Annotated in this window: 9 protein-coding genes; 7 read left to right on the forward strand and 2 right to left on the reverse strand. The window is 55.3% G+C overall.

Annotation, left to right across the window (positions count from 1 at the left end; translation table 11 throughout):
- Positions 1 to 52 precede the first annotated feature (52 nt).
- From SMC5_RS03480 to SMC5_RS10415, 5 genes are all read left to right on the forward strand, one after another.
- On the forward strand, positions 53 to 1,816 hold the full coding sequence (locus SMC5_RS03480) for a leucine-rich repeat protein (protein WP_119119604.1): 1,764 nt from the start codon (positions 53 to 55) through the stop codon (positions 1,814 to 1,816).
- Between the two features lie 100 nt (positions 1,817 to 1,916).
- Positions 1,917 to 3,242, forward strand: coding sequence for a hypothetical protein (locus SMC5_RS03485; protein ID WP_119119605.1), 1,326 nt, complete (start codon positions 1,917 to 1,919; stop codon positions 3,240 to 3,242).
- Positions 3,243 to 3,452: 210 nt separating this feature from the next.
- Positions 3,453 to 3,920 (forward strand): RNA polymerase sigma factor, encoded by a 468-nt coding sequence (locus tag SMC5_RS03490; RefSeq protein WP_119119606.1) that lies wholly within the window; start codon positions 3,453 to 3,455, stop codon positions 3,918 to 3,920.
- On the forward strand, positions 3,913 to 5,940 hold the full coding sequence (locus tag SMC5_RS03495; RefSeq protein WP_119119607.1) for a PD40 domain-containing protein: 2,028 nt from the start codon (positions 3,913 to 3,915) through the stop codon (positions 5,938 to 5,940). The genes SMC5_RS03490 and SMC5_RS03495 overlap by 8 nt, the downstream gene beginning before the upstream one ends.
- 155 nt (positions 5,941 to 6,095) lie before the next feature.
- Positions 6,096 to 7,238, forward strand: a complete 1,143-nt coding sequence (locus SMC5_RS10415; protein WP_126854926.1) for a hypothetical protein — start codon at positions 6,096 to 6,098, stop codon at positions 7,236 to 7,238.
- A gap of 147 nt (positions 7,239 to 7,385) precedes the next feature.
- Here the strand turns inward: SMC5_RS10415 and SMC5_RS03505 are convergent, their stop codons facing one another.
- Entirely contained in the window at positions 7,386 to 8,027 is a 642-nt protein-coding gene (locus tag SMC5_RS03505; RefSeq protein ID WP_119119609.1) for an ECF transporter S component, read from the reverse strand.
- A 248-nt stretch (positions 8,028 to 8,275) separates the two neighbouring features.
- Here SMC5_RS03505 and SMC5_RS03510 point away from each other — a divergent pair, with 248 nt between their 5' ends.
- Positions 8,276 to 9,691 carry a DUF2325 domain-containing protein gene (locus SMC5_RS03510; RefSeq protein ID WP_119119610.1) on the forward strand — a complete coding sequence of 472 codons (1,416 nt, stop codon included), beginning with the start codon at positions 8,276 to 8,278 and terminating at the stop codon, positions 9,689 to 9,691.
- 172 nt (positions 9,692 to 9,863) lie between these two features.
- Positions 9,864 to 10,652, forward strand: a complete 789-nt coding sequence (locus SMC5_RS03515; RefSeq protein WP_243622511.1) for a M23 family metallopeptidase — start codon at positions 9,864 to 9,866, stop codon at positions 10,650 to 10,652.
- Here SMC5_RS03515 and SMC5_RS03520 read toward each other — a convergent pair.
- Positions 10,642 to 11,460: an FTR1 family iron permease gene (locus SMC5_RS03520; protein WP_119119612.1), complete on the reverse strand. Its 819-nt coding sequence runs from the start codon at positions 11,458 to 11,460 to the stop codon at positions 10,642 to 10,644. The genes SMC5_RS03515 and SMC5_RS03520 overlap by 11 nt on opposite strands.
- Between the last annotated feature and the right edge of the window lie 44 nt (positions 11,461 to 11,504).

Below are 11,504 nucleotides of genomic sequence, written 5' to 3' on the forward strand. Positions count from 1 at the left end.
TACAATGATAGTTCTGTTGTCAAGATAAAATATCCGAAGGGGGGAAGAAGATATGAGAAAGGTCCTGTCAGTTTTCATCGCAGCATGTCTCGTCCTGTCACTGTTCACAGAGATCTTCGTGTCTATGCCTTCCGCAAGGGCGGACATCACGGAAGGGGATTATACCTATACCGTTGCTGGCAGTAACGCTACAATTACTGGTTATGCAGGATTGGGAGGCGCTATCGTCATCCCCGCCACACTGGGTGGATATCCAGTGACCAATATTGGCGACATGGCGTTCTATACTTATACGGCACTGACCAGCGTGACCATCCCGAACAGCGTAACCACTATTGGCACTCAAGCGTTCCAAGATTGTAGGGCACTGACCAGCGTGACCATCCCCGACAGCGTTACCAGTATTGGCGATTATGCTTTCTCTAGCTGCACGGCGCTGACCAGTTTCACTGTTGAGGCCGGCAACTCGTCGTATTCTTCAGGTACAGATGGTGTCTTGTTTAACAAGGCAACGACATCTCTTGTTCAGTATCCTGGTGGCAAACAGGGAGCTTACGTGATTCCCAATAGCATTACCAGTATTGGCAATTATGCGTTCCAGGCTTGTACGGGACTGACCAGTGTGACCATTCCGAACAGCGTCATTAGTATTGGCGATTGGGCATTCTACGATTGCACGGCACTGACCAGTGTGACCATCGGGAGCGGCGTAATTAGTATTGGCAACCATGCGTTCGACAATTGTACGGCACTGACCAGTGTGACCATTCCGAACAGCGTAACCAGTATCGGCAATTATGCGTTCTGCTATTGTTCGTCCCTGACCAGTGTGACCATCGGGAGCGGCGTAATTAGTATTGGCAACAATGCGTTCTATGGTTGTACGGCACTGACCAGTGTGACCATTCCGAACAGCGTGACCAGTATTGGCGGCATGGCGTTCTTGGGTTGTTCGGGACTGACCAGTATCACTGTTGATGCGGGCAACTCCTCGTATTCTTCAAGCACGGATGGTGTTTTGTTTAACAAGACAGCGACATCTCTTGTTGCGTATCCTGGTGGCAAACAGGGAGCTTACGTGATTCCCAATAGCATTACCAGTATTGGCAATTATGCGTTCCAGGGTTGTACGGGACTGACCAGCGTGACCATTCCGAACAGCGTGAACAGTATTGGCAGTCAAGCGTTCTATGGGTGTACGACACTGACCAGCGTGACCATTCCGAACAGCGTAACCAGTATTGGTATTTATGCGTTCCAGGGTTGTACGGGACTGATCGCAGCACACTTCTCAGGCAATGCACCCAGAATGAGGGCTAGTGTGTTTGACTCTTGTGCGCCTGGTTTTACGGTATGGTATATTAGCGGTGCCAATGGTTGGACCAACCCGTGGTATGGGTATCCGACAGCCACTAAAACTCCAAAAACCGTTGTTGTTCTTCAGATTGGAAAGTCCACGTTTACTGTCAACGGTGCCTCGAAGATGCTTGATTCTCCTCCCGTCATCAAGAACGGCAGGACCCTTGTCCCGATCCGTGCAATCATCGAAGCTCTCGCGGGTACTGTTGGCTGGGATGCAACCACGAAGAAAGCAACAGTGACGCTTGGGAAGAAGACCATCGTTCTCTGGATCGGCAAGAGTGCCGCGACCGTGAATGGCGTGAGTACTCTTATCGATTCTACAAACGCAAAGGTAGTCCCCGAGATCATCAACGGCAGGACGATGCTTCCGTTGAGATTTGTTACTCAGAATCTTGGCGCAACGGTTGGCTGGGATCAGAATACACAGACGATAACAATCACATACACACCGTAGCAGAGAGCGATATGAAAACCCCCAGTCAGTTGGCCTGCTTTCCTGTGACGAAACGGTCACCAGGCAGTTTTCCACGGACGACCGCCGCGGATACGGTTCCATGCTCCTTGCGGTCGCATTGGCGACAGGTGCTCCCTCGCCCGCCATGTTCTCGGCAATGGTTGAGGACAAGCGAAACCTCAAGGAAAGGCTAGGTGTCATCATGTCTTCCAAGAAACAGACAAAATGCACAACGGTTGTTTCTGTCATGAGCATTGCTCTTATAGCTGCGATCGGTATTCTTGCTGGTTGCACTCCGAAAGCTGTTCCCATAGAAGGACCAGATATTAGTGCCTTGATGCTTACTAACGTTACTGTTTCCGCTTACGATGCTGTTCCACTCACGTGGAATGTTGGGCAGAATACACTGCAGAGCACCGGCACGGTTGTATTGCATGCAAACAACACAGACGGAGAAGCGAAGCTCTGTTGGTTAGCTCCGACGCCCGCTACCACAATCGATGTCGTACAGCAATGGGGAATTAAGGATAAACTGCCGCTCATGACCACAAAATCACAAAACGGCCTTGATATTTATACACCTCCAGTGGGAATGCAGTATCAACCCGGCATGGGTGTGCTTGGTACTCAGCCGTTTGTTCGATGGTATGTGGTGGATGCGGTGGAAGGCGAGAGTTTCCTCACGACCCAGGGCTCGATTGTGATGTCTTCTTCTCAGAAGACGTTGGACGGGACTATCCTGACAGTGACAGAGAAAAGCGTGTGGCAAACCGCTGTTCCTGCCCCGAAGACGCTGACACTAAGAGCCACTGTCCCTTCCAGCTTAGCGCAGATGGAGATCTTGTATGGAAGTGGGAGTACAAGGAAGGGATTTGTCTTTGTGGAAGCATCTCCGGCTAACGCACCGATCAATACGCCGGACTCCATTTGGCTTCTTCGCATGAATAGTGGAGTCGGATCATGGGTGAATTGTGGTGATCTGTCTGCGTTTGGCGGAAACATCTTCTCGGACCAGACATCGAGTTTTGCACACGTTGGGTCTCTTCTCTACTTCACCCACGGCCACAGTGGAATTGGTTGCATTGACACGGCAGCAGCCTCCCCTTCGATAACGTCTCCGAAGGAGATCAGTGCGCTCCTGAACAAACTGTATTCTGGCACCCCTTCTAACGCCGAGTTTCCAGTCCAGCCTCAGTTGGCCAGCGACGGCGGGGCGTTGATCATCGAGTATCCCGATGTGAACTGGAATGGCATATACTATGCGGTGGACGCATCTGGAACAGTGCTTGGAAGTCTAAGAACTGACAAGACTTCCGTGACAAGCTTCGACGCAAACGGGAAGCAGGGCTCCATCCTTCCCTTGAAGGATGCAGCAAATAACGTCCGTCTTCCTTCTATCGATCTCTTTCAGGCGGTTATCTTCTAGCCACAGTAAAGTAGCTAGCACAGTCTGTGCCACAGCCGGATTAGACACACTGATCCGGCTTTTCTTTTCCTGCATCGCTCGCGGCACATTTCGGAGGAGCGCTGAGTCGGTGTATGCTCATTGTGAAGGCTGGGTCAATCATTTCGTTCTGCTGATTCGTTGTTATGGTTGTGCACACACGACGTCGAGTGAACCGCGGGGGATGAAGGCGTGAATGCTTTTCTGGAAGTATATGAATCAGGTTTTGATGCATTGTACCGGTACGTCTTTTCACGGATCGGGAACCATGATGATACAGATGACATCGTCAGCGATGCATTTTCGCGCGTCTTCCACCGATACCGGCGCGTCACCAATAGCGAACAGCTGCGCAGACTGCTGTTTGTGACTGCCCGGAATCTTGTGATTGATCGGTCACGGCACATACAGACGGTTGCTCTTCCGACGGACTGTCCATCTGGAGAGGGTCAGGATGCAGTGGCGGAGACTGTCCAGGATGCGCTTGCCGCGCTCGAACCCGATGAGCGGGATCTGATTGCGTTGAAATACTTCTCACGGCTGACGTTTCATGAGATGAGCGAGATTATGGGCATCAACGAACGCACGGTGCAATCCAGACTACGAACTGTTTTGCAGAAGATGCGCGTTAACGTTGCGCAGGAGGAATACCATGAATGAACAACAACTCTATGATTTTGGAGATGGTCTCCCAGTTAATACAACACTCAAAGTTCAACTTCGCGAGCGTTTGACGGCGCCACGGAAGCATGTTCGCTGGTGGACGTTGGCACTGACCGCAGGCGCGGTGACTGCCATGCTTGTTTTCCTGAACATTGAGGTCACTTCAAAAACACCAGCCCTGGAAGCACGTGACCTGGACCTTGTTGGACAGACGACGATTCAGCAGGTAGCAAACGGGCCGGTCGCCTATGTCGGCGAGACAGAGCGGGGACCCGTGTTCCTGGTCCCGGCAACAGGGATTGAACTGTACAAAACGGATGGCAAAACGGTCGTTCTTGCTTCAGCAAAGCAACTTATGGCTGGGTCATCGTCAGCCGAAACAGTACAAAACGCTTGCCTGTCGCTGGATGGGAAGACGGTTGCCTATGAACTGGACCAGAACATCTATACGCTGGACACGGCGAGCGGCGAGCGTCGACTCGTCCTTGCGAGCAGCACAGACATGACGGTTTCCTGGAATTATCCTGCGTTTGTGGGGAGTGGCATGCTGGTTGCGACGCGTGTCACCAGCTCGGTCGAAAACGGGAAACTGACCATCGACAATTTCGGTGGCGTTGTTCTCGTTGACCTGCGCAGCGGGGCGCAGACTGTGCTGGCAGAACAGGGCGGGCTTCCCTCTGCAACGCGTGACGGCAAAACAATAGTTTTTACGCAGCTGGGTGATGCACAGCCAGTTGCCCAGCTCACCTTGGAGGGGCGCGTGACACGCCATTATGGGCAGCAAGGGGATTACTCCGCTGTCATTTCGCCGGACGGGCGGTACATTGTGTTCATGACGAAGGACCAGGAGCTCGCCGTAACCGACGCCGGCTCCTTCTCTACCAGACGTATCCTGCTGGGGAAGGGAACCTTCTATAATCTTCGCTGGTCACGGGACAGCAAGGGCATTTACCTTCTCAAGTTCGCGAGCATCGAAGGCTGGTCCGCAACGTATCTTGAGAAGCTGGAGCTTGGTAAGACCGACGTCGCCAACGCGCAGGACGCCGTCCGAAAGTATCTGGAAGCACTCATCCTGCATCAGGATGACATCATGCGGACCGTGTGGAAACAGGTGCCCTTTGAGGGACCTCTCAGCGGACCCGGTGCGCAGCCAGTAGGCTATACCATCGGGACAGTCCGTCAGGCAAATGGCAAGACGCTGGTCTCGGCTCAGGAAACGTATGCGTATGCCATGAATCCGTGGGAGATCATCCAGGATACGGTTTTTACCGTCGTGCAGCAGCAGGATGGGCGTTATCTCATCGAGACCGTGAGCGATGGTCCACGCCTCTTCATGACTCTGACAGGACGGGACAATCGGATTACGGTCGCGAAGCCAGACATAAACGGGGATAGTTCCCATGGAGACGCCAAGACCTATCAGACCCTGTTTGACCTTAACGGCTCGTTCAATGAAGAGTTGAAGAAGGAGACAGGACTAGAGGTAACAGGCTGGGGAGCATCGCAGAAAACCGGCGATGACGCAGCTCGTCAGGTCGGCGCGACACCGTTGGATCCAAATGGATTTCATCTCACAGCTCTCGGCTATGACCCGGATGCCGGCTGGGTTGTCTTTGCGCTGCAGCGGGCCAACGGGGACTATCGCCTGTATGCGGTGCGCATCCGGCAAGATGTTTCTGTGGAACCAATGGCACGCCTCATTGGCAAAGGGTCCGGTGCGTTTGTGCAGTCCCTTGTTCTCAACAATGAGGGGCGGGTGCTGGTGAATCTCGACATGGCTCTACAGAACGGGGTCGTTCTTCACCAGGGTATGGTCTGTGATGTCGGCCAAAGGGAATACGCGCCAAGCACGGCACTCGCCGATTTCATGACAAAGGGAGGTTGGCACGTAATGACTGCCTTCTGGCGTGGGGACACGCTTGCTGTCGCCGTAACTCGTTCCACCGGCGAAACAGCGATCGATTCCCACGTCGTCGACGTGAACCCGGTGACGGGAGTCCTTGCACAGACACCGTAGCGAGACTGACTTATAAGTCTACGCGTTGTGTACGTGACGCCGGGAGTGAGGAATTATGCTAGTCGCGCGCCGCAACGATACGGCGCGCTGACGGCTCTGGTGACCGGGTTCCTGTCCACCATTCTTGTCGAAAGTACCTGTTGGAGGAGCATAGCATGAAGACAATGACACCACGATCCCACTCAAGGATCGCCACATTTATGAGCATCCTGCTTGCAATAGTTCTTGTGGCAGGTTGTGCCCAGAAAGTTGTTATAGTAGACGGCCCAAAGATCAATCTAATGGTGGAAGCTGATGCCTCCTCTTCCAAGTTTGATGCGGTTCCCTTTTTATGGAACATTGGAAAAAATACTTTAAAGAGTTCCGGTACGGCTGCCGTTCATGTGGAAGATATTCCTAATGGAGGAATACTGTGCTGGCAACCTGGTTCACCCGTTCGAGTCGTTCAACAATGGAGCTACCTAAGCAAGAAACCCCTCATAACAACGATATCCAGTTGGGACGTAAATCTTTTGACTCCTCCAGAGGGAATGCAACATTTATTAACACAAGACGGCTTTATCGACCGATGGTACGTATCAGATGAGAGCGCTTTTGTGAGCGTGCCCCTGGAATTGGACGCTCTGCCAAATAAAACACTAGATGGCAAGACTCTTGCCATAACTGAACAAGGCGTTGCTTCTGGTTCAAAGGCACAAACACTGACCGTCCCTGTCCCTTCTGGCCAGACACAGATGGTCGTGGAATATGGAAGCGGCAGCATTACGAATGGGTTTGTTCTTGTTGAAGCATCAGAGAAAGTAGTGAAGAATGCATCGGGCTCTATCTGGCTTCTTCGTATGAACAGCACTAAAGGAACGTGGGTACGGTGTGACGACGCATTCGGTGGAATCATTACTTCAGACCAGGGTTCGAGTTTTGCACGTGTCGGATCGCTCCTCTATTTTACTCATACTGATATGAAAATCGGTTGCATTGATACATCGGCGACCTCGCTTTCAGTAACATTGCCAGAAACAATCAATACGCTCCTCGCCAAACTTCATCGTGAACAGCCTATCGATGCTCCGTACAATGTGCAGGCTCAGCTGGCAAGCGACAATGGTACGTTGATTATTGAGTATCCCGATGCCAATTGGAACGCTCTGTACTATGCTGTAGATGCATCTGGAACAGTTCTTGGAAGCCTTCGTTCAGACAAGACTTCGATAACAAGTTTTGACGCGAAGGGAAAGCAGGGCTCCTCCATTAACACACCAGGAAGTATCTCCTTTCCTTCCATCGGCCTCTTTCAATAGGACATTGCATAGGCGTCACCGAAGGACTTGCTCCTGTTCATATCAAGCAACAGAGCCCCGCCCACAGGCTCTCAATCTCCTGAGGATTGTCCGCTACAGCGTCTTTGTCAGCACCCCGATGAAGGCGAAGACGCTCAATGGTAGGATTTAGTCAGAATCGTGCTTCATATTCTTCTGTATGGGTCGACAGACGGCATACGCGGCGACCCCGCCGATTATCGCTTCGGGAATGCCGCTCGTCAGGATGGTCAGGCCGATCAATCCGAGGAGCAGGTTGAACCCTTTCCCCAGCACCGTTGCATAGTTATGCCCGAAGAAGACGTAGATACCCCCCAGGACTCCCAAGGTGTTCACGAGACTGCCCAGCGCTCCGCTGAGGCCGTAGACGACGCCACTTTTCCAGTTCAAGCGGGTAAACAGCTTGAAGCAGGCGCCCGCTACCACGCCGACCAGTATCCTCGGTACGAAACAGATGACCAGGCTCCACACATTTCCATGTGTGGCCCCGAGCATGTAGAACGGAGTGAAGACAAACGCGACCAGAGGGTTTGGCGGTGTGAACGTCCAGACCAGGAAGCTGAACAGGCCGGCGAACGCCCCCATACAGGCGCCCGCGCCGGTGCCGAGAAGGATGGCCGTGATGATGACGGGGACCATGCCGAGCGTCGCGACGATCGGTCCCACCGCCGGAAGGGAGCCGAGCGGTGTAAAGCAGACCAAAGCCTCAATAGCGAGAAGCATGGCGAATTGGGTCAAAGTGACAGTTTTTCTTTTAAGCGGTGTTTTCATGCCAAACCTCCATGAAACAGAGTACGGCATCCTCGGCGCAACAGTCGCGGCCGCTTCCCGGCACGGAGAAGGCAGCGATGTCGTCATACGAGACCACCTTACTGAGTGGTCCAACGTCCATTGTAGCAGGTTTCTTGCAGCAAGGTTTGAGCCAGCACATGCAGTTCCTGTAGCCTTTTGGAATGTTGATGTTTGCGGCGTGACAACGCGATGACCGGCAATATACTGTTCATGATGGGAGGTGAGCAATGGATGAGAAGGAGAAGGCACAACTGGCGCAGGCACTGAAAGCGCAACTGGCTGGGGGACAGCGCCCCGGCCCCGTCATGCCGTCTTTACATCCGACCATCCGTCCCGACCTCGTTCCCTTTGCGCTTGCAGCATGTGCCACGAATGCGCATCTGCATCGGCATATCGACGACGCGTTGCGATTAGCCGACCCCGCATGGGATGTTCAGGCGGCTGATAGTATGCTCCTGCACCACCCGACGCTGGTCACACTGTCGGTCGAAGATGCTGGGTATGCGTGCAGGCTGGTGGGAGTGTCGGTAGCGGCACAGCACGACCAGCAGGCACAGGCCTGCCTGGGTGAGATCATGCGGGACGGCTGGCGTCGCGCGTGGCAAACGGTCAACGCTGGTGAGAGCATCAGCCTGGAGCGGTTCAGGGTGATGCATCCCAGGGAACAGCAGCAAGAGCCCGATGCGGAACTGGTGGCACTGGCATGGTATGCCGGCGTCTGTGGTGTTCCGGTGGCGGAGACCCCGTTACGTGAGGCCCTGGATCTTTCCCTGGTCAAAGCGCTGCATCGCCTGACTCTGGCAGCTGCGGAGATCGATCCGGCAAGCAGGTCCCGTTATGATGCCGCTTTGAGGTATGATCAGCTGTGGTGGCGAGCGACCGGTGGCGACAGTGGAGACCGGGAGCTTGCGACGCGTCTGAGCGCTGCCCGTGATGTTCTCAGGCAGGTAGCGCAGGTAGACCAATCAGCTTCTCCAGGGCCGGGCGACGTCTGGCAGGCTGCGTTCCTGCTCGCTGGCACCGATGCTGGACTCGACGATGGAACGGCTGTCAGCATGCTCGCTGGACTCTTCGCCCTGAGGCAGGTGCCGGCGACGCAGTCACCGACCGCCTACGGGCCGACTCCATCGGTCGGTGCCCCGGCAGACGGCGAAGAACTGCGCAGGGCACGCGCAGACCTTGCGGTACAACTGCGCGAGACGCACCGGCTGACCGGTGAGCTGGACCGGGCACGTGACCGCCTGAGCACGCGCGAGGCCGAGATCTCGCGACTGATGGGCATTCTCTCGGCGCGCGACGAGCCTGAGGCCGAAGTGCAGTACACCGTGCGTTCCATCACCGAGCGGGTCCTGGTCGCCGGTGGACATGAGACACTGTCCCGAAACCTGCAGACATGGCTTCCCAATAGTGTCTGTATCGCCACAAACGGCAAGGAAGACCTCGACCCGGCGGTCCTTTCCACTACCCGCCTCGTGGTCGTCCTGACGTCGTACATCAGCCATTCCTTCTCGGGGAAGGTGATCAACGAGGCGCACAAGAGAGACCTGCCAGTCATCATGCTGGATTGGCGCAGCGCCAAGCATATCCTGCAGGAGATCGACCGCGCGCTGGCGGCACAGCAGGACCTTCCGGCAAAGCAATAGACCCTATTGTCATTCCCCCGAGCCCTTTTGTCCAAGGCGAGGGGTGCTTCTCCGCGTATGCGGGAATCCATTCTTAACCTTGTAGCCGTTGCTCAAGCCAGTGACCGCCATATACTAAAAGGTCAGGCCCAGATGAGTCTGTGCCGCGAACGTGGAGGTCCCGAGAGTGAACATGCGCAAGGCGGCAGGATGGATCCTGCTGGTGATAGCAGTTGCAGCGGCAGGCGTGGTCTTGGTTGGATTCAATCGTAGCCGTGCCGACCAGCGTCATGCGGTCGCTTACGTGCAGTCCGCGGACGTCTGGCAGGCCAGACAACTTTTGCTGTGGCAGGAGGTCGACGTCGCTCGTGGTGCTCAGGTGGCACAGCAGGAGCGTATTCTGCAGACGGCTGAGGCTGAAGAGGCGGCGGACGTGGTTGCGGTCGAGGCCGGAGACCAGGAAGCCATGATACGCCAGAGTAACCGCGAAGACCAACTCATCCGATCGGTCATCGCGGGATGCGATCCCGCGGTTGCTGCCCAGCTCAGACCCGTGGCGGAACTGGCATGGCCCCTGACGGGACCCATGATGATCACGTCACCCTATGGTGAACGCATGCACCCGATCATTGGTGAAGAGGAGTTCCACCGGGGCGTCGACCTGCGCGCTCACTACGGATCGCCCATCCTTGCACCCGCTGATGGGGTCGTCCTGTACATCGGCAGCAAGACTACCTATGGCAACATGGTCGTCGTCCTGCACGGTGGAGGTATTGCCACCGTCTATGGCCACCTGTGGAAGTTCGCGGTCCAGCCTTATGAACGCGTCCAGAAAGGACAGCTCCTCGGATATACGGGCAACACGGGCTTCAGCACTGGTCCCCACCTTCACTTTGAGGTGCGCCAGGATGGCGAGCCGACCAATCCGCTGGAGTGGCTGCCTCCCATCGAGACAACTGAACAGGGGGCGGTTATCCAGTGACCGATGCTGACGTTGCTGGGCGAAAGTATGCCCACAACGCTCCGACCAGGTAGGCGATCCATGCGACGACCTGGACGAGATTGGGGCTGTCGACGTAGCCAAAGACAGAACCCAGCAGCCCACCGACGATACTCGTATCACTCACAATGGCCCGCGTGGACCAGAGAGGGGCGACTCCTGTCGGCAGAAGCCCAAGGCCCTGGAACTCGCCAACACCCCCGACCAGGAGACCGGCGGCCATGACGGTGAGGAGGACGCTCATGACGGTGAAAAACGGCTTGAGAGCTATACGCCTGCTCCCGCCATAAACGATCTCGCCAAGAATGGCGGCAACGGTGAAGCCGAGCACGGCACCGCTGATGGTTGCCGCTGGACTGGTCTGCTGTGTGGAGCCGACGACGAAGAGGACTGTCTCGATGCCCTCCCGGACGACAGAGATGAATGCGAGCGAGGCGAGTGTCCACACGGAACCGTCGCTGACGGCATGCAGCACGCGTTGCCGGAGGCTGGAGCCGATCGTTGCCGACTCGCGCTTCATCCACAGGGTCATCCACGTCAGGATGATGACCGCCAGGAGCTTGAGAGTGCCCTCGAGGGGTGCCTGGAAGCGTTCGACCTTCGTCGTGTGCAGGACGGCGAAGATACCAACGGCTGCCGCAACGCTGACAATCGCCGCCGCTGCTGTCCCCAGCCATACCTTGTTCGCAGACCGGCTGGCGCCCAGTTGACGCAGATAGGCCAGAATGATAGCCAGCATGACCGCTATCTCTACTCCCTCTCGCAGCGTTATGATGAACGTATTCAGCATATCTCACCCTTTCCTGCCGACCCACAACAGGCGCTCAGCAAGAA

It is taken from the genome of Candidatus Cryosericum odellii, assembly GCF_003570935.1.
Taxonomy (GTDB): Bacteria; Caldisericota; Caldisericia; order Cryosericales; family Cryosericaceae; genus Cryosericum; species Cryosericum odellii.